This window comes from Bordetella sp. 2513F2 (assembly GCF_054642735.1).
Map to the genome: position 1 here is coordinate 3,343,472 of NZ_CM137755.1, position 22,598 is coordinate 3,366,069.

20 protein-coding genes are annotated in these 22,598 nt (G+C 69.9%); 8 read left to right on the forward strand and 12 right to left on the reverse strand.

Translation table 11 applies throughout. From position 1 onward, the window contains the following. Positions 1-21: 21 nt before the first annotated feature. Positions 22-2,310, reverse strand: coding sequence for an NADP-dependent malic enzyme (locus tag ACYBYQ_RS15815; protein WP_459615253.1), 2,289 nt, complete (start codon positions 2,308-2,310; stop codon positions 22-24). Between the two features lie 103 nt (positions 2,311-2,413). After that, positions 2,414-3,316, reverse strand: a complete 903-nt coding sequence (locus ACYBYQ_RS15820; RefSeq protein ID WP_459615254.1) for a hypothetical protein — start codon at positions 3,314-3,316, stop codon at positions 2,414-2,416. 114 nt (positions 3,317-3,430) lie between these two features. On the opposite strand from ACYBYQ_RS15820, the gene ACYBYQ_RS15825 reads away from it, so the two are divergent. Further along, positions 3,431-4,585 (forward strand): pyridoxal phosphate-dependent aminotransferase, encoded by a 1,155-nt coding sequence (locus tag ACYBYQ_RS15825; RefSeq protein ID WP_459615256.1) that lies wholly within the window; start codon positions 3,431-3,433, stop codon positions 4,583-4,585. 47 nt (positions 4,586-4,632) lie between these two features. Here ACYBYQ_RS15825 and ACYBYQ_RS15830 read toward each other — a convergent pair whose 3' ends face one another. Further along, positions 4,633-5,478, reverse strand: a complete 846-nt coding sequence (locus tag ACYBYQ_RS15830; protein ID WP_459615257.1) for a lytic transglycosylase domain-containing protein — start codon at positions 5,476-5,478, stop codon at positions 4,633-4,635. 86 nt (positions 5,479-5,564) lie between these two features. On the opposite strand from ACYBYQ_RS15830, the gene ACYBYQ_RS15835 reads away from it, so the two are divergent. After that, positions 5,565-7,109 (forward strand): UbiD family decarboxylase, encoded by a 1,545-nt coding sequence (locus tag ACYBYQ_RS15835; protein WP_459615258.1) that lies wholly within the window; start codon positions 5,565-5,567, stop codon positions 7,107-7,109. Between the two features lie 40 nt (positions 7,110-7,149). Here the strand turns inward: ACYBYQ_RS15835 and ACYBYQ_RS15840 are convergent, their stop codons facing one another. From ACYBYQ_RS15840 to ACYBYQ_RS15855, 4 genes are all read right to left on the reverse strand, one after another. After that, a complete protein-coding gene (locus ACYBYQ_RS15840) occupies positions 7,150-7,548 on the reverse strand; it encodes a hypothetical protein (protein ID WP_459615259.1) in 399 nt (132 codons plus the stop codon). A 2-nt stretch (positions 7,549-7,550) separates the two neighbouring features. Further along, positions 7,551-7,967, reverse strand: coding sequence for a phage holin family protein (locus tag ACYBYQ_RS15845; RefSeq protein ID WP_459615260.1), 417 nt, complete (start codon positions 7,965-7,967; stop codon positions 7,551-7,553). Positions 7,968-8,029: 62 nt separating this feature from the next. Continuing rightward, entirely contained in the window at positions 8,030-8,347 is a 318-nt protein-coding gene (locus ACYBYQ_RS15850) for an ElaB/YgaM/YqjD family protein (RefSeq protein ID WP_459615261.1), read from the reverse strand. 83 nt (positions 8,348-8,430) lie between these two features. Beyond that, the gene (locus ACYBYQ_RS15855; protein ID WP_459618803.1) at positions 8,431-9,156 is read right to left on the reverse strand and encodes a hypothetical protein; all 726 of its coding nucleotides are present in this window, start codon (positions 9,154-9,156) and stop codon (positions 8,431-8,433) included. Between the two features lie 204 nt (positions 9,157-9,360). Between ACYBYQ_RS15855 and cysG the strand changes: the two genes are divergently transcribed. Then, positions 9,361-10,782, forward strand: coding sequence for a siroheme synthase CysG (gene cysG / locus ACYBYQ_RS15860; protein WP_459615262.1), 1,422 nt, complete (start codon positions 9,361-9,363; stop codon positions 10,780-10,782). A gap of 31 nt (positions 10,783-10,813) precedes the next feature. Here cysG and upp read toward each other — a convergent pair whose 3' ends face one another. Next, on the reverse strand, positions 10,814-11,452 hold the full coding sequence (upp, locus tag ACYBYQ_RS15865) for a uracil phosphoribosyltransferase (RefSeq protein WP_459615263.1): 639 nt from the start codon (positions 11,450-11,452) through the stop codon (positions 10,814-10,816). Positions 11,453-11,719: 267 nt separating this feature from the next. Further along, positions 11,720-13,162 carry a D-alanyl-D-alanine carboxypeptidase/D-alanyl-D-alanine endopeptidase gene (dacB, locus tag ACYBYQ_RS15870; protein WP_459615264.1) on the reverse strand — a complete coding sequence of 481 codons (1,443 nt, stop codon included), beginning with the start codon at positions 13,160-13,162 and terminating at the stop codon, positions 11,720-11,722. A gap of 145 nt (positions 13,163-13,307) precedes the next feature. Between dacB and queA the strand changes: the two genes are divergently transcribed. From queA to secF, 5 genes are all read left to right on the forward strand, one after another. Beyond that, positions 13,308-14,354 carry a tRNA preQ1(34) S-adenosylmethionine ribosyltransferase-isomerase QueA gene (queA, locus tag ACYBYQ_RS15875; protein ID WP_459615265.1) on the forward strand — a complete coding sequence of 349 codons (1,047 nt, stop codon included), beginning with the start codon at positions 13,308-13,310 and terminating at the stop codon, positions 14,352-14,354. Further along, positions 14,351-15,487 carry a tRNA guanosine(34) transglycosylase Tgt gene (tgt, locus tag ACYBYQ_RS15880; RefSeq protein ID WP_459615266.1) on the forward strand — a complete coding sequence of 379 codons (1,137 nt, stop codon included), beginning with the start codon at positions 14,351-14,353 and terminating at the stop codon, positions 15,485-15,487. Before queA ends, tgt begins: the two co-directional genes overlap by 4 nt. A gap of 221 nt (positions 15,488-15,708) precedes the next feature. Next, positions 15,709-16,050 (forward strand): preprotein translocase subunit YajC, encoded by a 342-nt coding sequence (gene yajC / locus ACYBYQ_RS15885; RefSeq protein WP_459615267.1) that lies wholly within the window; start codon positions 15,709-15,711, stop codon positions 16,048-16,050. A 67-nt stretch (positions 16,051-16,117) separates the two neighbouring features. Next, on the forward strand, positions 16,118-18,004 hold the full coding sequence (secD, locus tag ACYBYQ_RS15890; protein WP_459615268.1) for a protein translocase subunit SecD: 1,887 nt from the start codon (positions 16,118-16,120) through the stop codon (positions 18,002-18,004). Between the two features lie 59 nt (positions 18,005-18,063). After that, entirely contained in the window at positions 18,064-18,993 is a 930-nt protein-coding gene (gene secF, locus ACYBYQ_RS15895; RefSeq protein WP_459615270.1) for a protein translocase subunit SecF, read from the forward strand. A 96-nt stretch (positions 18,994-19,089) separates the two neighbouring features. Here secF and ACYBYQ_RS15900 read toward each other — a convergent pair whose 3' ends face one another. From ACYBYQ_RS15900 to ACYBYQ_RS15910, 3 genes are all read right to left on the reverse strand, one after another. Beyond that, entirely contained in the window at positions 19,090-20,079 is a 990-nt protein-coding gene (locus ACYBYQ_RS15900) for a tripartite tricarboxylate transporter substrate binding protein (RefSeq protein WP_459615271.1), read from the reverse strand. A gap of 88 nt (positions 20,080-20,167) precedes the next feature. Beyond that, entirely contained in the window at positions 20,168-21,418 is a 1,251-nt protein-coding gene (locus ACYBYQ_RS15905; RefSeq protein ID WP_459615272.1) for a CaiB/BaiF CoA transferase family protein, read from the reverse strand. Positions 21,419-21,453: 35 nt separating this feature from the next. After that, entirely contained in the window at positions 21,454-22,584 is a 1,131-nt protein-coding gene (locus tag ACYBYQ_RS15910) for an acyl-CoA dehydrogenase family protein (protein ID WP_459615273.1), read from the reverse strand. Between the last annotated feature and the right edge of the window lie 14 nt (positions 22,585-22,598).

The window sequence follows — 22,598 nt, forward strand, 5'->3', positions numbered from 1 at the left end:
GGCGCGGCGACGGCGGGAGGCTCATCGGGCCATGTTGGCATCGACGACCGTGAGGGCGGTCATGTTGATGATGCGGCGGACGGTGGCGCTGGAAGTCAGGATGCACACCGGGGCATTGGCGCCCAGCAGGAACGGCCCCACCGCCACGTTGCCGCCGGCCGCGGTCTTCAGCAGGTTGTAGGCGATGTTGCCCGAATCCACGTTCGGGCACACCAGCAGGTTGGCCTCGCCCTTGAGCGTGGACGAGGGCAGGATGCGCAGGCGCAGCGCCTCGTCGAGCGCGCAGTCGCCGTGCATCTCGCCGTCGATCTCGATATGGGGCGCGTGCTCGCGCACCAGCTCGAGGGCGCGGCGCATCTTGGCGCCCGAGGCCGAGCTGCCCGAGCCGAAGTTCGAGCGCGACAGCAGCGCCACCTTGGGCGCCAGGTTCAGGCGCGTCATTTCCTCGGCGGCGGCAATGGTGAATTCGGCGATCTGCTCGGCCGTGGGATCGTCGTTGACGTGGGTGTCCACCAGCGCCACCGTGCGCTCGTTGAGCAGCAGGATGTTCATGGCTGCGTAGGTGGTGGTGCCGGGCCGCTTGCCGATGACCTGGTCGATGAAGCGCAGGTGTTCGGCATAGGCGCTGACCGTTCCGCACACCATGCCGTCGGCGTCGCCCAGGTGCAGCATCATCGCGCCGATCAGGGTGAGGCGGCGGCGCATTTCCACGCGCGCCATCTCCTTGGTGATGCCCTGGCGGCACATGAGCTCCCAATACGTGGTCCAGTAGCGGTGGAAGCGCTCGTCGTATTCGGGGTTGGTGACCTCGACGTCCTGGCCCAGGCGCAGGCGCAGGCCGAACTTCTCGATGCGCGCCGACAGCACCGCCGGGCGACCCACCAGGATGGGCTTGGCCAGGCCTTCGTCCACCACCACCTGCACGGCGCGCAGCACGCGCTCGTCCTCGCCCTCGGTGAAGACGATGCGCGCCTTGCCGCCCTCGCGCACGAGGCGCTTGGCGGCGGAGAACAGCGGCTTCATGAAGGCGCCCGAGTGGTACACGAACTGCTGCAACTGCTCGACATAGGCGTCGAGGTCGGGCAGCGGCCGGGTGGCCACGCCGCCGTCCATGGCGGCCTTGGCCACCGCAGGGGCGATGCGCACGATCAGGCGCGGATCGAAAGGCTTGGGGATGAGGTATTCGCGGCCGAAGCAGAGGTCGTAGGTGCCGTAGGCAGCCGCCACCACTTCGTTCTGTTCTTCCTGGGCCAGCTGGGCGATGGCGTAGACCGCCGCCTTCTCCATTTCGCGCGTGATGGTGGTGGCGCCCACGTCGAGCGCGCCGCGGAAGATGTAGGGGAAGCACAGCACGTTGTTGACCTGGTTCGGATAGTCCGAACGGCCCGTGGCCATGACCACGTCGTCGCGCACCGCGTGGGCTTCCTCGGGCAGGATCTCGGGAGTGGGATTGGCCAGCGCCAGGATCAGCGGCCGGCTCGCCATGGCCGCGACCATCTCGGGCTTGAGCACGCCGCCGGCCGAAAGGCCGAGGAACACGTCGGCGTCCTGGATCACCTCGGCCAGCTTGCGGGCCTCGGTGGCCTTGGCGTAGCGCGCCTTGTCGGGATCCATCAGGGTGGTGCGGCCCTCGTACACCACGCCTTCGATGTCGGTGACCCAGACGTTCTCCACGGGCAGGCCCAGGTCGACCATGAGGTCGAGACAGGCCAGCGCGGCGGCGCCGGCGCCGGAGGTCACCACCTTGACCTGCTTGATGTCCTTGCCCACCACCTTCAGGCCGTTGATGAACGCCGCGCACACCGTGATGGCGGTGCCGTGCTGGTCGTCGTGGAACACCGGGATCTTCATGCGTTCGCGCAGCTTGCGCTCGACGGTGAAGCACTCGGGCGCCTTGATGTCCTCGAGGTTGATGCCGCCGAAGGTGGGCTCCAGGCCGGCGATGATCTCGACCAGCTTGTCGGGATCGGTTTCGTTGATCTCGATGTCGAAGACGTCCAGGCCGGCGAACTTCTTGAACAGCACGGCCTTGCCTTCCATGACCGGCTTGGAGGCCAGGGCGCCGATGTTGCCCAGGCCCAGCACCGCGGTGCCGTTGGTGATCACGCCCACCAGGTTGCCGCGCCCGGTGAAGCGGAACACATTGGCGGGATCTTCCACGATCTCTTCGCAGGCTGCGGCGACGCCGGGCGAATACGCCAGCGCGAGATCGCGCTGGTTGGAAAGTTGCTTGGTCGGCGTGACCGAGATCTTGCCCGGGCGGCCCAGCTCATGGTACTCGAGCGCGGCCTTGCGAAGATTGGCGTCCATATGCGATGCGGGAAGAGTTGGAATAGGTTGAGACGAAGTGGGGCATTCTAGCCCCACCGGCGACATGAGCCCGACCCTGGCCGGGGCGGTCCGCAATCTGGCGCTATCTTACCTCCGCTGCCTGGCGCTGCCCGGCGGGCGCGGCATAGACGCCCTGCGGGTCGAACAGACCGACCACGGCGCCATCGAGCCGTGCGGCCGCCGCGCGCACCGGCGCGTCGGGTTCGTCGTGTCCGTCGCGCGCATCCACATCCACATCCGCATCCGCGGCCGGGGCCGGCATGGCGTGCAGGCTCAGGCCTTCCACCCAGGCCAGCGCGCCGCCATGGCCCAGCAGCAGGTGCGCCAGGTTCACGGCCCCGCCGGCGGGGCGCAGCGCATCCAGCCGGTATCGCGCGGGCCAGCGGCGGCGGGCCAGGCAGGCCGCGGCATCCGCGCCCCCCGCCAGCTGGAACAGCGCGGGCACCAGCCGCTGCGTGGTGGCCGAGGCCAGCGGCCGCTGGTCGGCGGCGCCGAACGGGCCCAGCACCTCGATGGTGCCGTCGGCCAGCAGCACATCGACCTCGTGCACGCCGCTGTCCGCCGTGGCGCCCGCCGGATACCGGTGCGGACCGGCCAGCCACGCCGCCACCGTGAGGCCGGGGTCCGCGCCCTGGAACTGCGTCAGGCCCGCCTCCAGCAGCCGGCCCACCCGGCATCCGGGCCCGGCATGCCAGCGCCCGCCCAGCCGGCTCAAGGTGTCCAGCGCAGCCGGGTCTATCCGCAGCACGGGGCGCCCCGCCGCCGCGCAGGGCACGCCGTCGAGCGCCAGCACGGCGCCATGTTCGGCGCACAGCGCACGCGCCCGGCGCACGTCGGCCACGCTGGCCGCCCGCAGGCGCGCGCAGCCCTCATCGATCTGCTCCACCCGGCCCTCGGCCACGCGCGCCAGGCGCAGCGTCAGCATTTCCCAGTCGGAGGGCCGGGGCCGGCGACCCAGCAGGAAGGCGCGCCGCGATGGCTGCATGGTCAGCGCGCCTCCCGCTTCATTGCCTGCGGCCCGAACCTGTATCCACGCATGCCCACTCCTCGTTCCGGGCCGGGCAGGCCCTAAAATCCGCTTTTCGCCCTGAGAATCACCATGCCGCGCCTTGCCACACGTACCGAATCCTTCCTCACCTTCCAGGTGGTAGAACTCTTCAAGCAGGCGCAGGCCCTGCAGGCCGCCGGGCGCGACATCATCAGCCTGGGCATCGGCGAACCGGATTTCACCGCGCCGCCCCAGGTGCTCGAGGCGCTCGAACGCGCCGCGCAGGCAGGGCTCAGCGGCTACAGCGCGCCGGCCGGCCTGATGCCGCTGCGCGAGGCCATCGCCGCATTCTACGAAAACGAGTTCGGCGCACGCGTCGATCCGCGGCGGGTGATCGTCACGGCCGGCGCCTCGGGCGCCCTGTCGCTGGCCTGCACCGCCCTGGTCAACCCGGGCGCCGAAGTGCTCATGCCGGACCCCTCCTACCCCGCCAACAGCAATTTCGTGCTGGCCGCAGGCGGCACGCCGCGGCTGATCCCCAGCACGGCGGCCGAGCGCTATCAATTGTCCGCCCAGGCCGTGCGGGAGCACTGGGGCCCGGCCACGCAGGGCGTGCTGATCGCCTCGCCGAGCAATCCCACCGGCACCTCGATCGCGCCGGCGGCGCTGGCCGAACTGCTGCAGGCGGTGCGCGAGCGCGACGGCTTCGTCATCATGGACGAGATCTACCTGGGCCTGTCCTACGACAGCGCGGGCCGCTCCGCCCTGACGCTGGACGACGACGTGGTCGTGATCAACAGCTTCTCGAAGTATTTCCACATGACGGGCTGGCGGCTGGGCTGGATGATCGTGCCCGAACCCCTGAGCGCCGCCGTCGAGAAAATGGCCGCCAGCCTGGCGATCTGCGCCCCCACCCTGGCGCAGCATGCCGCGCTGGCCTGCTTCACGCCCGCCGTGCTCAAGCTGTATGCACAGCGGCGCGAGGCCTTCCGCCAGCGGCGCGACTACCTCCTGCCAGAATTCGAGCGCCTGGGCATCCCGGTGCCGGTGCGGCCGGACGGCGCCTTCTATATCTATGCCGACCTCAGCCGCCTGGGACTGGACAGCGTGGCGTTCTCGCAGCGCCTGCTGCACGAAGCCGGCGTGGCCGCCGTGCCCGGCATCGACTTCGGCCCGGCGCACGGCAGGCACACCATGCGCTTCTCGTACGCCACGGGGCTCGACCGCCTGGAAGAGGCGGTAGCCCGCATCGCGAAAGTGCTGTAAGGGGAAACGGCATGCCCCCGGCCATCCGGGCAGCCGCCGCCGGGCGCTCAGTCGCGCGCCAGGGCGATGCCCGAGGCCAGCGCCAGGCGGCGCCGCTCGGCCTGCACCTTGGCGCTGTAGCCGCCGTCGTTCGGACCGGTGGCGCCCACGTAGCAGGCCAGGCCGCCGTCCAGCGAGCCGCGCCGGCTGATGCAGTCGCGCAGGATGGTGGTGCCCACGTGGATGTTGGCCACGGGATCCAGCGGATTGGCCCTGCCGCTGTCGGCGAGCTCCTCGAACTTGTCGAGGTGCACGCGCGTCATCACCTGCATCAGGCCCTGCGCCCCCACGGAACTCTCCGCGAAGGGGTTGTAGCGCGACTCGATGGCGATGACCGCCAGCACCAGCAAGGGATCCAGCTTCTTTTCCCGGGCCACCCGGTATACGGTGTTGACCATCGGGCCGGTGGCATCGTAGGCCACCTTGTACTTGCGCGAGATATAGTTCCGCAGCGCTTCGACCTGTGCGCTGGACACGCCGGGCGGCATGCCGCGCTCGCGCTTGGGCGCCGGCGGATGATCGCTGCGCAGCGGACCGAGAAAACCCGTGGCGTTACTCGTCGGCGCGGCCGGCACGGCCATTGCGACGGCGATCGCCGCATCGGAAGCGGTATCGAAAGCCGGATCGGAGTCCGCCGAAGCGGGCTGCGTGGACGAGGGAGCCAGGGCTGTCAGCAATGCGGTGTGCACCTGGAGGGCCTGGTCGCGCAAGCCGGGCAAGGCAACGCCCATGGCGACCGTGACGATGACCGCGATGCCCAGGTAAACGGAACAGATGCGCAGCCATTCGGCCAGGTGGTGGTGCACTCCCCGGGCCAGCTGCTGAAGAGAGCCGGCCACTGACGCATCGGGCATAGTGACCTCCTGCGGGGAAAAATGGAAGGACTGGATGTTAACCTCTCTTCTCCGATGAAAATGTAACCAAATCTCCGGGATCTGTAGTGAAATACCGCGACCTTCGTGATTTCGTGACCCAGCTCGAACGCCAGGGAGAACTCCGGCGCATCGGCCTGCCGGTGTCCACGAACCTGGAAATGACCGAGATTTCCGACCGCGTGCTGCGCGCCGCAGGCCCGGCGCTCCTGTTCGAGAACGCGCGGCACGGCGAGGCCGCGGCCGAGATGCCGGTGCTGGCCAACCTGTTCGGCACGCCGCGGCGCGTGGCCTGGGGCATGGGCGCCGAGGACGTCGGCGCGCTGCGCGAAGTCGGGGAGCTGCTGGCATCGCTGCGCGAGCCCGAACCGCCCCGGGGCCTGCGCGACGCCATGGCAAAAGTCTCCATGCTCAAGGCGGCGCTGTGGGACATGAGCCCCAAGCGGGTGCGCGGCCCGGCCTGCCAGGAGGTCGTGTGGGAGGGCGCCGACGTGGACCTGTCGCGCCTGCCCATCCAGACCTGCTGGCCCGGCGACGTGGCGCCCCTGCTCACCTGGGGCCTGGTGATCACGCGCGGGCCGAATGCCCGGCGCCAGAACCTGGGCATCTATCGCCAGCAGCTCATCGGCCGCGACAAGCTCATCATGCGGTGGCTGTCCCACCGCGGCGGGGCGCTGGATTTCCGCGACCACGCCCAGGCCTTTCCCGGCCAGCCGTTCCCGGTGGCCGTGGCGCTGGGCGCCGACCCCGCCACCACCCTGGGCGCGGTGACCCCCGTGCCCGACAGCCTGTCCGAATACCAGTTCGCCGGCCTGCTGCGCGGATCCCGCACCGAGGTCGCCCAGGCCCTGGGCAGCGAGCTCTCGGTGCCGGCCTGGGCCGAGATCGTGCTGGAGGGCCACCTGCTGCCCGCCGACGATCCGCGCGCGCGCCGCCCGGAAGTGCCGGAAGGCGTGCCGCCTCCCCCCGACACCGGCTACGAGATGGCGCTGGAAGGCCCCTACGGCGACCACACCGGCTACTACAACGAGCAGGACTGGTTCCCGGTGTTCACGGTAGACCGCATCACCATGCGGCGCAACCCCATCTACCACTCCACCTATACGGGCAAGCCGCCCGACGAGCCGGCCGTGCTGGGCGTGGCGCTGAACGAAGTGTTCGTGCCGCTGCTGCGCCGCCAGCTGCCGGAGATCGTGGACTTTTACCTGCCGCCCGAGGGCTGCAGCTACCGGCTGGCGGTGGTGTCCATCCGCAAGCAGTACGCCGGCCATGCCAAGCGCGTGATGTTCGGGCTCTGGAGCGTGCTGCGCCAGTTCATGTACACCAAGTTCATCGTGGTGGTCGACGAGGACATCGACCCGCGCAACTGGCAGGAAGTGATCTGGGCCATGACCACCCGCATGGATCCGGTGCGCGACACGGTGCTGGTGGAGCGCACGCCCATCGACTACCTGGACTTCGCCTCGCCCGTCTCGGGGCTGGGCGGCAAGATGGGCCTGGATGCCACCAACAAGTGGCCGGGCGAGACCGAGCGGGAGTGGGGCACGCCCATACGCATGGACGACGACGTCCGGCGCCGGGTCGACGCCATGTGGGGGGAACTGGGGCTCTAGAGGCCAGGCGGCGCGTACGGCGATTTGGCGTCAACAGGCCCTAGAAAGCGCCGTCGTCCCGGATCCGCGGGTCGGCCGGGCCGGCCGGCTTGCGCCGGCCGTGGCGCCAGGCCTTGAAGAGCTGCCAGCCGGCCAGTGCGCCGCCGGCCACGCGCAAGAGCCCGCGGCCCTTGCCCTTGCCCAGGAACACCGCCGACAGCGTGGAACTGAGGAAGGGATAGCGCCGCAGGGTCGAGACGGCCTGCCACAGCAGCGAACCGTGGCCGCCGCCGCCTCGCAGCAGGTTGCCCGGCAGCAGCCTGCGGATCAGGTTGGAAGGCTCCAGGGTATGGCTGACGTCGGCAATGCTCTGGGCGAACGCCTCGCGTTCTATGGCGGCCCGGGCGCGCAACATTTCGATGCGCACCTGGCGTTCGACGAAAGGAGAGACCTTGGCCATGCTCAAGCCTCCGGACGCCGGGACGGCGCCTCGTCATCGTCGGGATCGTCGTCGCGCACACGCTCGAGCAGCGCGGCGTCGCGGCCCAGCTCCTCGAGGGTGGCGGAAAACGGCGGGGGATCCTCGACCAGCATCCGGCGCACGCCCCACAACAGCAGCAGCCCCACGACCGCATACACGGCCGCCAGGACGCCCAGAGCCATGTAGCGGTTTTCCGTGGGCCAGAAACCCACCGCGATGGCGATGGTGAAGACCAGCACCGCCAGCGTAAGGAACAGCAGGGCTGCGAAGGCCATGCCCAGCAGCTTCAGCAGCCGGGCCTTCTCGTTGGCGGCTTCGAGGGAGAACAGCTCCAGGCGCGTACGCGCCAGCCCGACCAGACTGGCGGCCACACCGAGGACGGATTTACGCAGACCCATGGTGACGGCGATCCAATGTGCGGCCGACGGCAGTCCCGGGGCGGTGCCCCGGGACCGGCGCGTCAGCGGCGGCTGATCAGCAAGCCCAGCAGCAGGCCGGTGACGCCCGCGATGGTGATGGCTTGCCAGGGGTTGTCGTGCACGTAGTCGTCGGTGGCGCGGGCAGCGCGGCGGCCGCGCTCGAGCACCGCGTCCTGCGCATCGTGCAGGGCCTCGCGGGTGCGCTTGAGCGAGGCCATGGCCCGGTCGCGCAGCTCGGCGGCCTTGTCGCCCGTGGTGCCCGCCGCTTCCCGCAGCAGTGCCTCGGCATCGTTCAGGCTGGCCTTGACGTTGTCAATGAGCTTTTCCTTGGCGACGTCTTCAGATCTACTCGCGTTCATCGATGGACTCCTGTTGATGTGACGGGACCGACCCATGATACAGCGCCCCGCGGCTAAAGTGGGGACGCCCTTGCTACCTTCTGCTACTTCATTTGCGTAATCTCAACGGTGGAGCGGGTGCCCGCCAGGTCGATCTCCTGCTTCATGACCAGGTTGACCTCGGGGCAGAACCAGTCCGTCACGGTGGTGCTCATGCCGGGTATGGGCAGGGTGATGCCCTTGAAGGTGGCGAACGTGGGCTCGGTATCGCGGGAATACGTGATGGGCCAGCACGCATAGCGGCCCAGCGCCGTCTGCAGCGGCTGGCGCGCGCCCACCTGCTTCTCGCCGATGCGCACCGTGGTGGGCGAGCCGCCCACCGGCGCATCGCGCCCCGCGTTGATGCGATAGGTGGCGCCGGGCAGGCGCTGGCCCTCGCCGCTGATGCGGTCGTACGCGAAGAGTCCCAGCATGCGCAGGTCGAACTGGCCGTCGTCGGCCGGGCGCTCGCCGGCGCGGTCGTAGCGCACGAACGTGGCCTGGCCGCTGCGCACCGTCATGAGGTAATCGAGCTCGGACTTGCCCGGAGGCAGGCCGGCGTAGCTGAAGCGCGCCACGCCCTGCACGCGCGCCCGGCAATCGCCCGCCCCCTGCTTCGCCACCTCGGCGAAGCTCAGGTCGGCGCCCAGGTTGATGTTGCCCGAGCCGGTGAGCTGCACCATGCCGCCATCGTGCATGAACGGCGCATCGCAGATGCCCGCGTGGGCGGCCGGCGCCGCGGCGGCGCCCAGCAGGGCCAGCGAAAACAGTGAATTGCGGTAATGACGCAGGACCAAGAAGCACTCCCGAAGCCGCCTGGCGGCGCACCGCCGCCCAGGCCGATGGCCCAAGCGTACTATAGGCGGCGCCCGGCGGGCGTTACGGTTTTAAATCACTGCTGGCTATATCAATCCAAGAAAACAAAAGTTGTAGAGATGTGGCATCGCTTCCTATGATGCCGGAACATTCCCCGCGGCATGCCCGCCAGCCGATTCATGAATCTCTTTCCCCTCTTTGCCGACATCAAGGGCCGCCGCGTGCTGGTCGTGGGCGGCGGCGCAGTCGCCAGCCGCAAGACGCAGGCCCTGCTCGAGGCCGGCGCAAACGTCCGCGTCGGTGCGCCGGAGCTCGACCCCGCCCTCGCCGAGCTGCTGTCCGCCGGCCGCATCGGCTACCTGCCGGGCACCTTCGAGCCCTACTGGCTGGACGACGCCTGGCTGGTGGTGGCGGCCACCGACGACCGCGCCGTGAACGCCGCGGTGTCCCGGGCCGCCGAGGCCCGCCGCATCTTCGCCAATGTGGTGGACGATCCGGAACTCTCGTCGTTCCAGGTGCCGTCCATCGTCGACCGCTCGCCGCTCATCGTGGCCATCTCGTCTTCCGGCGTGGCGCCGGTGCTGGCACGCCGCCTGCGCGAGCGCATCGAATCGCTGTTCGACCATGCGCTGGGGCCGCTGGCCGCGCTGGCCGCGCGCTACCGCCCCCGCATCCGTGCCGCCCTGCCCGACCTGCGCCAGCGCCGGCGCTTCTACGACTGGCTCCTGGACGGCCCGGTGGCCGGATGGCTGCGGCAACAGCAGCCTGAGCAGGCCCAGGCCGCGCTCGAAGCCGCCCTGCGCCGGCCCGAGGCTCCGCCGGAAGGCAGCGTGGCGCTGGTGGGCGCGGGGCCGGGGGATCCGGGCCTGCTGACGCTCAAGGCGCTGCGCGCGCTCAACGAGGCCGACGTGATCCTGCACGACAGGCTGGTCAGCCCCGACGTCCTGGCACTGGCCCGGCGCGATGCCGAGCGCATCGCCGTGGGCAAGCTGCCCGGCGAGAACCACGACGCCACTCAGGCCCGCATCCATGCCCTGATGACGGAGCACGCCCGGGCCGGCCGCCGGGTGGTCCGCCTCAAAGGGGGAGACGCGTTCATTTTCGGCCGCGGCGGCGAGGAGCTCGAGCACCTGCGCGGCGCCGACATCCGCTACGAAGTGGTGCCGGGCATCACCGCGGCCCTGGCCTGCGCTGCCTACGCCGGCATTCCGCTCACCCATCGCGGCCTTGCGCAATCGGTGCGCCTGATCACCGCGCACTGCCAGAAAGACGAGGACACCCTCGACTGGCCCGGCCTCGCGCGCCCGGGCCAGACCCTGGCGTTCTACATGGGCGTGAGCGAACTCGAGCGCCTGGGCGCGCGCCTGGTGGATCACGGCCGCCCGGCCGACACGCCCTATGCGCTGGTGGAAAACGGCAGCCGCCCCGAGCAGCGCGTGATCGCCGGCACCCTGGCCACGCTCGCCGCCGATGCCCGGGCCGGGGCCGTGCGCTCCCCCGCCCTGCTCATCGTGGGGGAAGTCGCCGCGCTGGCGGACAGGCTGGCATGGTATTCGGAAACCGCCGAGGTGGCGGCCGGGGGCCCGGCCGCGGCGCCCTGAGCGCGGCGCATCATCGCGCCGCGGCGCTGGCTTATTCGGGCTTCTGCTTGGTGCCGAAGATGCGGTCGCCGGCGTCGCCCAGGCCGGGGATGATGTAGCCGTCGTCGTTCAGGCGCTGGTCGATGGAGGCCGTGTAGATGTGGACGTCGGGATGGCGCGACAGCACGGCCTCGATGCCGGTCGGCGCGGCCACCAGCACCAGGGCGCGGATCTCGCGGCAGCCGGCGCGCTTGAGCATGTCGATGGTGGCCACCATGGAGCCGCCGGTGGCCAGCATGGGATCGACGATGAGCGCCAGGCGCTGGTCGATCTCGCCCACCAGGCGTTCCAGGTAGGTGTGGGCCTGCAGCGTTTCCTCGTTGCGGGCGATGCCCACCACGCTGACCTTGGCGCCCGGGATCAGGCTCAGCACGCCGTCGAGCATGCCGATGCCGGCCCGCAGGATGGGCACCACGGTGACTTTCTTGCCGGCGATCTTCTCCACTTCCACGGTGCCGCACCACCCTTCGACGGTGGCCGACATCAGGGGCAGGTCTTTCGACGCCTCGTAGGTGAGCAGGGCCCCGACCTCCTGCGACAGCTCGCGGAAACTCTTGGTACTGAGGTCGGCCCGCCGCATGATGCCGAGCTTGTGGCGAATCAGCGGATGGCGGATTTCGTGCACGGGCATGTGCGTGTTTCTCCAGAAAGGGCGGGCATCGGTCGGAATGCCGCTGCGGGCTCAATGGTAGCCCGAACCGGGGGTGGAACGGGAGGTGGCGCGGGTCCGAAGTCGGGGTGTCGGACAGCTCTCTTTCTCGCTTGCCTGCGGAGACTGGTCCAAAGTCAGGAGGTGTCAGACACCTCGCTTTCGGGCCTGCCTGCGGAGACTGTCCTGGAGTCAGGAGGTGTCAGACACCATAGGTGTCAGACACCTCAGGGGAGTCACATCAGGGGATTACTGTTCGGCCAGCCAGGCGATCAGGGCGTCGTCGAAGGGGCGGACGGCGGCGGCGCGGTCGTGGTTGACCAGGCTCACCACCACGTAGCGCCGGCCGCTGGCGCCCTGCACGTAGCCGGCGATGGCGCGCACGTCGCGCAGCGAACCGGTCTTGAGGTGCGCCATGCCCTCGGCCTCGTTGCCGCGCAGCCTGCGCCGCACCGTGCCGTCCACGCCGGCGATGGCCAGGGACGACACGAACTCCGGCATCAGCGGCGAGCGCCAGGCCTGGGTGAGCAGCGCGGCCAGGCTGTCGGCCGAGATGCGCGCGTCCCGCGACAGGCCCGAGCCGTTGTCCACCACCAGTTCGGGCATGCTCAGCCCCTGGGCGGTGAGCACCGTATCGAGCACCACGCTGCTGGAGTCCGTGGTGGCCGGACGCGTCCCGCGTTCGGCGCCCAGCGTCAGGAGCAGGGTGCGGGCCATGACGTTGTTGCTGCGCTTGTTGATGACCCGGATGGCTTCGCCCAGCGTCGGCGATTCGTGCGCCGCCAGCACCACGGCGGCCGGGGGCACGATGCCGGCGCGCACGCGCCCCGTAAACTCCCCGCCCAACTCGCGCCACAGCAGGCGGAAGACGGCGTCGGCGTACTCGGGCTGCGCCAGCGCCAGGCGGTACAGGCTGAACTCGCCGCATGAACCGGCCACCGTGCCGCCCAGCCGTATCGACACCCCTTGCTGGGTCACCAGGGGTTCGGTGCGCACCACCGGGGCGCCGGGACAGGACACGTCGCTCCACTCCACTGCCCCCTCGAGGCGCAGGCCGGGAATCGGCGGATCGATCACGGGCACCCATTTCCGCGCCACGGGATCGGGCGTGAACAGCAGGCGCAACGCGCCGAAGCCCACCATGAGCGCGTCCGGGCTGGCGTTGTAGGCGCGGTCGGCCGCGCCGTCGAAGGCGCCGGGGTCGATCGCCACCTGGCCGAAGATGCTGCGGTCGATGACCAGGTCGCCGATGCGCTTGACCCCGCGCAGGCGCAGTTCGCGCAGCAGTGTCCAGACGTCTTCGAGCTGCAGCTGCGGATCGCCCCCGGCCCGCAGGTAGAGCGGCCCCCGCAATGCCCCCTCGGCATCGGGCCGCACGCCCGGGTCGGCCAGGAACTCCGTGCGCCACACATAGCTGGGGCCGAGCTCGGACAGGGCCGCCCAGGTGGTGACCAGCTTCATCACGGAAGCCGGATTGCGCGGAACGCCCGGATTGAACGACATCATCCGCGGGCCGTCCACCGGCTGCACCACCAGCGACAGCGCCTCGTCGGGCAGGCCGGTGGCCCGCCAGCGCGCCGCCAGTTCGGGCGGCAGCGGCTGCGACCGGACCGGCTGCGGCGCCTGCATGAGGCCCAGCGCCACGCACGCCGCCACCAGCCATCGTCCCAGCCCCCCGCGTCTGCCTGCCATGCCGTACCTCGTCCTGCGCGCGATTCGCGAAAACGAGAGCATACCCAAGGCGCGGCGCCCGTGGCGGCACGGGGGGGCCCGCGGCGTTGCGACTTACAATACCGGGTTCGCCGGCGCATGCCGGCACCCACTTTCCCGTATCCGCGTGTCCTCCCCGCTCACTCTTTCCGATTTCGACTACGACCTGCCGCCCGAGCTGATCGCCCAGCACCCGGCCGAGCAGCGCGGCGGCAGCCGCCTGCTGCACCTGGACGCCCGGAGCCAGCTCCACGACCTGCGCTTCCCGGATCTCGCCGGCCTGCTGCGCCCCGGCGACCTGCTGGTGTTCAACGACACCCGCGTCATCAAGGCCCGGCTGACCGGCCACAAGGCCACGGGCGGACGCGTCGAGGTCCTGGTGGAACGCATCGTCGAGCCCGACCGCGCGCTGGCCCACGTACGCGCCAGCAAATCCCCCGGCGCCGGCATGGTGCTGCGCCTGGCCGATGCCTTCGACGCCACGGTGCTGGGCCGCGAAGGCGAGCTCTTCGACCTGCGCTTCCCGGCACCGGTGCTGGACCTGCTCGAGGCCCATGGGGCCACGCCGCTGCCGCCCTACATCACCCATGCCGCCGAGTCGGAGGACGAAAGCCGCTACCAGACCGTGTATGCGCGCGAACCCGGCGCCGTGGCAGCGCCCACCGCGGGGCTGCACTTCGACCAGGACATGCTGGAGCGCCTGGCCGGGCTGGGCGTGGCCCGGGCCTTCGTGACGCTGCACGTGGGCGCCGGCACCTTCCAGCCGGTGCGCGTGCAGAACGTCGCCGAACACGTGATGCATGCCGAGTGGTACACCGTGCCGCCGGCCACGGCGCAGGCCGTGGCCGAGACCCGCGCGCGCGGCGGCCGCGTGGTGGCCGTGGGCACCACCAGCGTGCGGGCCCTGGAGTCGGCGGCCGCCGCCACCCCGCCTGGCGCGCCGCTGGCCGCTGCCCAGGGCGATACCCGGCTCTTCATCACGCCGGGCTACCGCTACCGGGTGGTCGACGCCCTGCTCACCAACTTCCACCTGCCCCAATCCACCCTGCTGATGCTGGTGTCGGCGCTGGCCGGCATCGAGCCCATCCGCCGCGCCTATGCGCATGCGGTGGCCCAGCGCTATCGCTTCTTCAGCTACGGCGACGCGATGTTCATCGAAACCCCCAACCCATGACCGGACTGCAATTCGAGCTGCTGGGCACCGACGGCGCCGCGCGCCGCGGCCGCATCACCCTGAACCACGGCGTGGTCGAGACGCCCATCTTCATGCCCGTGGGCACCTACGGCAGCGTCAAGGCCATGCTGCCGCACGAGCTCGCCGACATCGGGGCCCAGATCGTGCTGGGCAACACCTTCCACCTCTGGCTGCGGCCCGGCACCGACATCCTCGACAGGCATGGCGGCCTGCACGGCTTCATGCAGTGGCACAAGCCCATCCTCACGGATTCGGGCGGCTTCCAGGTCTTCAGCCTGCAGGGCATGCGCAAGATCACCGAAGAAGGCGTGAAGTTCGCCTCGCCCATCGACGGGGCGCGGCTGTTCCTCACGCCCGAGGAGTCCATGCGCATCCAGCGCTCGCTGAATTCGGACATCGCCATGGTGTTCGACGAGTGCACCCCCTACGAGATCGACGGCCGCCCCGCCACCGTGGAGGAGGCCGCGCGCTCGATGCGCATGTCGCTGCGCTGGGCGCGCCGCTCGCGCGACGAGTTCGACCGCCTGGGGAATCCCAACGCGCTGTTCGGCATCGTCCAGGGCGGCATGTACGAGTCGCTGCGCGACGAGTCCCTGGCCGGACTGGCCGACATCGGCTTCCACGGCTATGCGATCGGCGGCCTGTCGGTGGGCGAGCCCAAGGAAGACATGCGGCGCATCCTGGCCCACGTCACGCCGCGCCTGCCGCAGCACGCGCCGCGCTATCTCATGGGCGTGGGCACGCCCGAGGACCTGGTGGAAGGCGTGTCGCGCGGGGTGGACATGTTCGATTGCGTGATGCCGACCCGCAATGCCCGCAACGGCTGGCTGTTCACCCGCCATGGCGACCTGAAGATCCGCAACGCCCGCTACCGCGACGACACGCGCCCGCTGGACCCGCACTGCGCCTGCCATACCTGCAGCCACTTCTCGCGGGCCTACCTGCATCACCTGCAGCGCGCCAACGAGATCACCGGCGCGCGGCTGAACACGCTGCACAACCTGCACTTCTACCTGACCATCATGGCGGAGATGCGCCAGGCCATCGCCGAACAGCGTTTCGACGCCTGGCGCGCGCAGTTTGCCGCCGACCGCGCCCGCGGCGTCGAGTAGCCGGCGGGCGCCCCCGGGGCCGCCCGCGCGCCGGCCGCCGGTGGCATGGACGCCTCCCGCAAGCCCGCTACAATAGCCGGCTTGCCCGGTTACGGCTCGCGGCTCTGGCCGGGCGGGAACAGGCACGTGGTGCCGGTGGGGGGATCCGCCGGCACGGCCCATGTGCCGACGCACCCCAACCAAAACCCAACGACAACAGTCAAACCCTCAGGAGTACAACCATGTCCGCTATCGACACCGCCGGCCTCGTCCTGGCCCAGGCCGCCCCCGAAGGCAACGCGCTGATGGGCATGCTGCCCATCATCCTGATGTTCGTGATCCTCTATTTCCTGATGATCCGTCCTCAGATGAAGCGCCAGAAGGAACACCGCAACATGGTTGCCGCCCTCGCCAAGGGCGACGAAGTCGTGACGGCCGGCGGCCTGCTGGGCAAGGTTTCCAAGGTCACCGACAGCTACATCTCGGTGGAAGTGGCCGAACTGGCCGACAAGCCCGTCGAAGTGACCATGCAGAAGACCGCGGTGACGACCGTCCTGCCCAAGGGAACCATCAAGGCCCTGTAAGCGTCCCATGAAGCCCCCTACTCCCGAGAGGGGGCTTTCATCTTCTTCTCGCTAGAACTCGCCGGCAATGAACCGCTATCCCCTCTGGAAGTACATCACGGTCCTGGTCGCGGTCGTGATAGGCCTGCTCTACACCCTGCCCAATTTCTACGGCGAGTCGCCGGCGGTCCAGGTTTCCAGCGCCAAGGCCACCGTCAAGGTGGATCCTGCCATGCTGCAGCGGGTGGAGCAGATCCTGGCCAGCGCCAATCTGCGGCCCACCAGCGTCTATTACGAGCAGACCGGCACGCTGGGCACCGTGCGTGCGCGCTTCGAGTCCACCGACGTGCAGCTGCAGGCACGCGACGCGCTCGACCACGCCCTCAACACCGTGGCCGGCGATCCCCAATACACCGTGGCCCTGAACCTGCTGCCGGCCTCTCCCCCGTGGATGCGCGCGCTGGGCTGGTTCGAGCCGCGGCCCATGTACCTGGGCCTGGACCTGCGCGGCGGCGTGCACTTCCTGCTGCAGGTCGACATGCAGGGCGCCCTGACCTCCCGCTACGACGCGCTGGCCACCGATGTGCGCGCGGTGCTGCGCGACCAGAAGATCGAGGCATCGGGCGTCGAGCGCGCCGGCATGTCGGTGACGGCCACCTTTGCCGACGAGGCGGCCCGCGACCGCGCGCGCGACGCCCTGCGCACGCGCATGGCAGACCTGGAATTCACCGACGCCGAGAACGGCGGCCGGCCCCAGCTGGTGGCCCAGCTCAGCCCCGCGGCCGTCACGCGCGTGCAGGACAACGCGCTCCAGCAGAACATCAGCACCCTGCACAACCGCATCAACGAGCTCGGCGTGGCCGAGCCCGTGATCCAGCAGCAGGGCTCGGATCGCATCATCGTGCAGTTGCCCGGCGTGCAGGACGTGGCCAAGGCCAAGGAACTGCTCGGCCGCACCGCCACCCTCGAGATCCGCATGGTCGACGATACGCCGGCCGCGCAGAGCGCCCTCATGAACGGCACCGTGCCGTTCGGCCTGGAGCGCTACACCGACCGCGACGGCCGGCCCATCCTGGTGCGCCGCCAGGTGGTGCTCACCGGAGAGAACCTCCAGGACGCCCAGCCGGGACGCGATTCCCAGACCCAGCAGGCGGCCGTGCACCTCACGCTCGACGCGAAGGGCGCGCGCATCTTCCGCGACGTCACGCGCGACAACGTGGGCAAGCGCATGGCCATCCTGCTGTTCGAGAACGGCAGGGGCGAGGTCGTGACGGCGCCGGTGATCCGCACCGAGATCGCCGGCGGCCAGGTGCAGATCACCGGCAGCATGACGGCCGAGGAAGCCGCCGACACCGCGCTGCTGCTGCGCGCCGGCGCGCTGGCCGCGCCGATGTCCATCATCGAGGAGCGCACGATCGGCCCCAGCCTGGGCGCCGACAACATCTCCAAGGGCTTCAACTCCACCCTCTACGGCTTCCTCGCCGTGGCGCTCTTCATCATCGTCTACTACCACCTGTTCGGCGTGTTCTCGGCCATCGGCCTGACGATGAACGTGCTGTTCCTGCTCGCGCTGCTGTCCATGCTGCAGGCCACGCTAACCCTGCCCGGCATCGCCGCCATCGCCCTCACGCTGGGCATGGCCATCGACTCGAACGTGCTGATCAACGAGCGCATCCGCGAAGAGCTGCGCAACGGCGCGTCGCCGCAGGCCGCCATCCACCAGGGCTTCGAGCGCGCCTGGGGCACCATCCTCGACTCCAACCTCACCACGCTGATCGTGGGCCTGGCGCTGCTGGCCTTCGGATCCGGTCCGATCCGGGGCTTCGCGGTGGTGCACTGCCTGGGCATCCTCACCTCGATGTTCTCGTCGGTGGTGTGCGTGCGTGCGCTGGCCAACTTCTGGTACGGCCGCAAGCGCAAGCTCGAGCGCATCTCCATCGGCACCGTCTGGAAACCGGCCAGCAAGAAACAGTGATCGAATGATCGCGCGGGCGGCCCCTGGCCGCCCGCCCCCGAACCCTAGCAAGGCGACTCATGGAATTCTTCCGGATCCACCGCACCATCCCGTTCATGCGCCATGCGCTGGTGCTGAACGCCATCAGCCTCGTCACCTTCGTGTTGGCGGTGTTCTTCATCATCACGCGCGGCTTCCACCTGTCGATCGAATTCACCGGCGGCACGGTCATGGAGGTCAGCTACGCCCAGACGGCGCAGCTCGACGAAGTCCGCGGCGCCGTCTCCAGGCTGGGCTATACCGACTTCCAGGTGCAGAACTTCGGCACCTCGCGCGACGTCATGATCCGCCTGCCGCTCACCGAGGGCCAGACTTCCGCCACGCAGAGCGAGACCGTGATGCAGGGCCTGAAGGCCGTCGACCCTTCGGTGGAACTGCGCCGGGTGGAGTTCGTGGGCCCGCAGGTCGGCCAGGAACTGCTGCACAACGGCCTGATGGCCCTGCTGGTGGTGGTGATCGGCATCATGGTCTACCTGGGCTTCCGCTTCGAATGGAAGTTCGCCGTGGCCGGCGTGATCGCCAACCTGCACGACGTGGTGATCATCCTGGGCTTCTTCGCCTTCTTCCAGTGGGAATTCTCGCTGGCCGTGCTGGCCGGCGTGCTGGCCGTGCTGGGTTATTCGGTGAACGAGTCGGTGGTGATCATGGACCGGATCCGCGAGAACTTCCGCAAGTACCGCAAGGCCGACGTCAGGGAGGTGATCAACAGCGCCATCACCCAGACGATCTCGCGCACCATCATCACCCACGGGTCGACCCAGCTGATGGTGCTGGCCATGCTGTTCTTCGGCGGCCCCACCCTGCACTACTTCTCGCTGGCCCTGACCATCGGGATCTGGTTCGGCATCTATTCGTCGGTCTTCGTGGCCGCGGCGCTCGCCATGTGGATGGGCGTCAAGCGCGAGGACCTAGTCAAGCCGGTCAAGAAGGACGAGGCCGAGATCGCCTGATCCGGCCGGGCACCGTGGCCCGCATCCGAGACGACGAAGCCCGCGGCATGCCGCGGGCTTCGTGTTTTGCGGCGCCGCTGGCGCCTGCTGCACCCGCTATTGCACCGAGACCCCGGCCTCGCGGATCACGCGCGCCCACTTCACCGTCTCGGCCTCGATGAAGCGCCGGCAGTCCTGCGGCGTCGACCCCTCGGGCAACGTGCCCATGGCCTCCAGGCGGGCCTGCGCCTCCTGGCCGCGGATGATGCGGCCGATTTCCTCCGACATCCGCTGGACGATCTCCTGCGGCACCCCGGCCGGCGCGATCACCGCGGCCCAGGTGCTGCCCATCAGGCCTTCGATGCCCTGCTCGGCGAAAGTCGGCACGTCCGGCAGCACGGGCAGGCGCTTGTCGCTTGCCACGCCGATGAGGCGGATGCGCCCGGCCTTGGCCGGTTCGATCAGGTTGGGCGGGGGATCCAGGAACAGCGAGATCTGCCCGCCCATGAGGTCGACCAGCGCCGGCGCGGCGCCGCGGTAGGGCACGTGCACCATGTCGGTCCGGGTGAGCAGCTTCAGCAGCTCGGTGGTCAGATGGGCGCTGGAGCCGTTGCCGGAGGAGCCGAAGCTCACTTCGCCCGGATGGGCCCGCGCATGGGCCACCAGCTCCTGCGCCGTCTTGAAAGGCGCGTTGCTGGCCACCGCAGCCACCAGCGGCGAAACGCCCAGCAGCGACACGCACGCCAGGTCCTTGGCCGGGTCGTAGGGCAGCTGGGGATACAGCGTGGTGTTGGCCGCATAGGCCGCAATGACCACGCCGAAGGTGGTGCCGTCGGGCGTGGCCTTGGCCACCTGGTCCACGCCGATGATGCTGTTGGCGCCCGGCTTGTTCTCGATGATCACGGGCTGGCCCAGCGCCTGCTGCAGGCCCGGCTGTATCAGGCGGGCCATCTGGTCGGTGAAGCCCCCCGCGGTGTAGGGCACCACCAGGCGGATGGGCTGGTCGGGCCAGGCGCTGCGGGCGCGCGCGGGCAGCCCCACGGCCGAGGCCGCAGCGGCAGCAGCCGCCAGGCGCAGGAATGCGCGGCGCGAATGAGGATGTGGCATGGTTCGTCTCCTTGGTCTTGTCGTTGGCATGGTGCGGGCGTGCGCCGCGTGGTCGGCCCGGCCGCGCGGGCCTGGCCGGCTTGGAATATCAGGCGGGCGCGTCGGGCAGCGTCAGCACGCCGCGCGCCTGCAGCGCCTCGAGCTCGGCGTCGGGCAGCTGCAGCAGGCGCTGCAGCACCTCGCGCGTGCCCTCGCCCAGCGTCGGCGGCGCGTTGCGGATGGGCAGGCGCTGGCCGTCCAGGCGGTACGGCGGCGCGAATACGTGGGTGGAACCCGCCACCGGATGCGGCATCTCGCGCAGCAGGCCGCCGCGGCGCGTGCGTTCGCTGGTCAGCGCCTCGTGCAGGCCCGCCACCCGGCCGCAGGGGATCCCGCAGGCCGACATGCGCTCGATCAGCACGTCGCGCGGGAAGCCGGCGATCAGCTCCTTGAGCAGCGGCTGCAGGGTCAGGCGGTTGCGGGCGCGCTCCACGTTGGTGGCATAGCGCGGATCCTGCAGGATGTCCGGGCGCAGCACCACCTGGGTGCAGAACTTCTCGAACTGGCTGTTGTTGCCCACGGCGATGATCAGCGGGCCGTCGGCCGCCTCGAACATGCCGTAGGGCACGATGGACGGATGGGCGTTGCCGTAGCGCTGCGGGTCCCGGCCCAGCTGCATCGCGTCCAGGCCGTAGTAGCCGGTGATCATGATGCCGCAGTCGTAGAGCGCCATCTCGATCAGCCTGCCCCTGCCCGTGCGATCGCGCTGGTACAGGGCCGCCAGCACCGCCTGGGCCGCATACATGCCGGTCATCATGTCAACCACGGCCACGCCGAACTTGAGCGGCGGCTGGCTGGCCTCGCCGTTGATGGCCATGAGCCCGGACTCGCCCTGTATCACCAGGTCGTAGCCGGGGCGGCTGGCCTCGGGACCGCTGCCGTCGTAGCCGGTGAAGGCGCAGTAGATCAGGTCAGGCTTGAGGGCGCTGAGCTGCGCGTAGCCCAGGCCCAGCTTCTCGGCCCCGCCGGCCTTGAAGTTGTGGATCACCACGTCGCACCGGGGCAGCAGTTCGTGGACGATGCGCAGGCCCTCGGGCGTCTGCAGGTCCAGCGTGATGGACCGCTTGTTGCGGTTCATGCTGTTGTAGTAGGTGGTTTCGGTCTTGCCGATGCGCATGCCCCAATCGCGCGTGTCGTCGCCCCGGCACGGGTGCTCCACCTTGATGACCTCGGCGCCGAAGTCCGCCAGCACCTGGCCGCACAACGGACCGGCGAAGACGCGGGACAGGTCCAGCACCCGTATCCCCTCGAGCGGAAAATCCACGCCGTCGCCGGCCTGCGTCCTGGTCTGTTCTGTCATGCCTCGTGTCTCCCTCTTCCAATCCCGGCCGGCGTTCAGGCCGCCAGGGCGATATAGCGCGCCAGGTGGTGATCTTCGTCGCCGTACTGGTGGTCGATCATGACCAGGCGCTTGGCATAGTGCGCCAGCGGCAGTTCCCAGGTCATGCCGATGCCGCCGTGCATCTGTATGCTCTCTTCGGCCACCCGCGTGCCGATGCGGCCCACGCTGTACTTGGCGGCGGACAGCGCCCGCTCGCGCGGCACCCGCTCTGCGCCGTCGATGGCCGCGGCCGCGTTGATGACGGCCGAACGCGCCTGCTCCACCTCCAGCAGCAGGTCGGCCATGCGATGCTGCAGCGCCTGGAAGCTGCCGATGGGCACGCCGAACTGCTTGCGCGTGCGCAGGTATTCCAGCGTGTGCTGCTTGGCCACGTCCATGGCGCCCAGGGCCTCGGCCGACAGCGCCAGCAGCGCATAGCCGCAGATGCGCTCCAGCAGGGCATGGCCCTCGCCCTCCCCGCCCAGCAATGCCCCGGCGCCGACCTGCACGCCCTCCAGGCGCAGTTCGGCCGCGCGGCCGCCTTCGAACCGCCTGTAGCCGCGGCGCACGATGCCGGCGGCATCCCCCGGCACCAGGAACAGGCTGATCCCGCGGGGATCGGAGGCGTCGCCCGACGTGCGGGCGGAAACCAGCAGCAGCCCCGCCTGCTCGCCGAAGCTCACCACGCCCTTGGCGCCGTCGATCACCCAGCCGCCGCCGTGCCTGCGCGCCCGAGTCGACACCTGCGCAAGCTCGTAGCGGCTGCCCGGTTCGTCGTGGGCCAGTGCCGCGACCACGCTGCCGTCCATGATGCCTTCCAGCCACGCCCGCTGCGCGGCGTCGCCCGCCCGGACCAGGGCCTGGCCCACCACCAGCGCCCCCAGCAGCGGCTCGACCACCAGGCCGCGGCCCAGGCACTCGAAGACCACGCTGATGTCGAAGCCCCCGCCCCCGAAACCGCCCGCCTCTTCGGGGAACAGGGCCCCGATGGCGCCGAGCTCGGCGAAACGGCCATACAGCGCCGCGCTGTGTCCCTCGGCCCCGTAGGCGAGCCGGTTGCGGGTCTCGATGCCGTACTGCTGGGAGATGAAGCGCTCCAGCGTGTCCGCCAGCATGCGGCGGTCCTGCGTATGTTCGAAATTCATGGCGCCCGATTCCT

Excerpts from the sequence above, each read along its gene's own strand:
- ACYBYQ_RS15910 (WP_459615273.1), bottom strand. The coding sequence starts at position 22,584 with ATGAATTTCGAACATACGCAGGACCGCCGCATGCTGGCGGACACGCTG.
- upp (WP_459615263.1), bottom strand. The coding sequence starts at position 11,452 with ATGCCCGTGCACGAAATCCGCCATCCGCTGATTCGCCACAAGCTCGGC.
- ACYBYQ_RS15815 (WP_459615253.1), bottom strand. The coding sequence starts at position 2,310 with ATGGACGCCAATCTTCGCAAGGCCGCGCTCGAGTACCATGAGCTGGGC.
- ACYBYQ_RS15900 (WP_459615271.1), bottom strand. The coding sequence starts at position 20,079 with ATGCCACATCCTCATTCGCGCCGCGCATTCCTGCGCCTGGCGGCTGCT.
- secD (WP_459615268.1), top strand. The coding sequence starts at position 16,118 with ATGAACCGCTATCCCCTCTGGAAGTACATCACGGTCCTGGTCGCGGTC.
- secF (WP_459615270.1), top strand. The coding sequence starts at position 18,064 with ATGGAATTCTTCCGGATCCACCGCACCATCCCGTTCATGCGCCATGCG.
- tgt (WP_459615266.1), top strand. The coding sequence starts at position 14,351 with ATGACCGGACTGCAATTCGAGCTGCTGGGCACCGACGGCGCCGCGCGC.
- ACYBYQ_RS15905 (WP_459615272.1), bottom strand. The coding sequence starts at position 21,418 with ATGACAGAACAGACCAGGACGCAGGCCGGCGACGGCGTGGATTTTCCG.
- ACYBYQ_RS15845 (WP_459615260.1), bottom strand. The coding sequence starts at position 7,967 with ATGGGTCTGCGTAAATCCGTCCTCGGTGTGGCCGCCAGTCTGGTCGGG.
- ACYBYQ_RS15830 (WP_459615257.1), bottom strand. The coding sequence starts at position 5,478 with ATGCCCGATGCGTCAGTGGCCGGCTCTCTTCAGCAGCTGGCCCGGGGA.
- ACYBYQ_RS15840 (WP_459615259.1), bottom strand. The coding sequence starts at position 7,548 with ATGGCCAAGGTCTCTCCTTTCGTCGAACGCCAGGTGCGCATCGAAATG.
- dacB (WP_459615264.1), bottom strand. The coding sequence starts at position 13,162 with ATGGCAGGCAGACGCGGGGGGCTGGGACGATGGCTGGTGGCGGCGTGC.
- yajC (WP_459615267.1), top strand. The coding sequence starts at position 15,709 with ATGTCCGCTATCGACACCGCCGGCCTCGTCCTGGCCCAGGCCGCCCCC.
- ACYBYQ_RS15850 (WP_459615261.1), bottom strand. The coding sequence starts at position 8,347 with ATGAACGCGAGTAGATCTGAAGACGTCGCCAAGGAAAAGCTCATTGAC.
- cysG (WP_459615262.1), top strand. The coding sequence starts at position 9,361 with ATGAATCTCTTTCCCCTCTTTGCCGACATCAAGGGCCGCCGCGTGCTG.
- ACYBYQ_RS15825 (WP_459615256.1), top strand. The coding sequence starts at position 3,431 with ATGCCGCGCCTTGCCACACGTACCGAATCCTTCCTCACCTTCCAGGTG.
- ACYBYQ_RS15820 (WP_459615254.1), bottom strand. The coding sequence starts at position 3,316 with ATGCAGCCATCGCGGCGCGCCTTCCTGCTGGGTCGCCGGCCCCGGCCC.